Consider the following 928-nt stretch of genomic DNA (forward strand, 5'->3'; position numbering starts at 1 on the left):
CACCCGCAGCGCCGCGCCGCCCACCAGTCCGGCGAGCGCGATCTGGGCGGCGGGCCGCCAGTCCGACAGGACGAGCAGCAGCCCGCCCGCGAGCGCGAGCCCGGCCCACCAGAGCACGCAGGCCGCGGCGGCCGTACGGGTGGAGCGGGGCCGGTCGGCGCCGGCCTGGAGGTCGGCGATGGCGGGCAGGTACCAGACACAGCCGCTCGCGGTGAGGGCGGCGGTGCCGATGGCGAGAACGGTGTGGTTCACGACCCGGCCTTCCTGGTCACGAAGGGGTGAGGAGGGTGAGGAGCGGAGCGGACGGGGCTGTCCCCGCCCGCCCGGGGGCAGCGACGCGGGCGGGGACGGCGTTCGGGGGGAGCGGACTCAGCCGTCCGAGGAGGGCGAGTCGGTGGAGGCGGACGCCACCCGCGCCCGGTCGGCCCGGCTCAGCGGCCGGTCGTACTTCGCCGGCTCCACGTCGCCCAGGTGCGTGGCGGGCTTGCCGCTGTGCTCCAGGACGTCCCGGGCCGCGATGTCCGGGTGGTGGAGGTCGAAGGCCGGGGATTCGGAGCGGATCCGCGGCAGCTTGACGAAGTTGTGCCGCGGCGGCGGGCAGGAGGTCGCCCACTCCAGCGAGCGGCCGAAGCCCCACGGGTCGTCCACGGTGACCTTCTCGCCGTACTTGGCGGTCTTCCAGACGTTGTAGAGGAACGGCAGGATCGACAGGCCGAGCACGAAAGAGCCGATGGTCGAGACGGTGTTCAGGGTGGTGAAGCCGTCCGAGGCCAGGTAGTCGGCGTAGCGGCGCGGCATGCCCTGGGCGCCCAGCCAGTGCTGGACCAGGAAGGTCGCGTGGAAGCCGACGGTCAGGGTCCAGAAGGTGATCCGGCCGAGCCGCTCGTCGAGCTTCTTGCCGGTCATCTTCGGCCACCAGAAGTGGAAG

1 protein-coding gene and 1 pseudogene are annotated in these 928 nt (G+C 73.3%); both read right to left on the reverse strand.

The annotated features are described in order from the left end of the window. Nucleotides 1-252: pseudogene (locus AE652_RS39610) on the reverse strand (hypothetical protein); the annotation flags it as partial. 117 nt (nucleotides 253-369) lie between these two features. Then, nucleotides 370-928, reverse strand: a 559-nt coding sequence (locus tag AE652_RS39615; RefSeq protein WP_199823221.1) for a cbb3-type cytochrome c oxidase subunit I, incomplete at its 5' end; no start/stop codon positions are given.

The sequence above is a fragment of the Kitasatospora sp. MY 5-36 genome (assembly GCF_001182915.1).
Taxonomy (GTDB): Bacteria; Actinomycetota; Actinomycetes; order Streptomycetales; family Streptomycetaceae; genus Kitasatospora.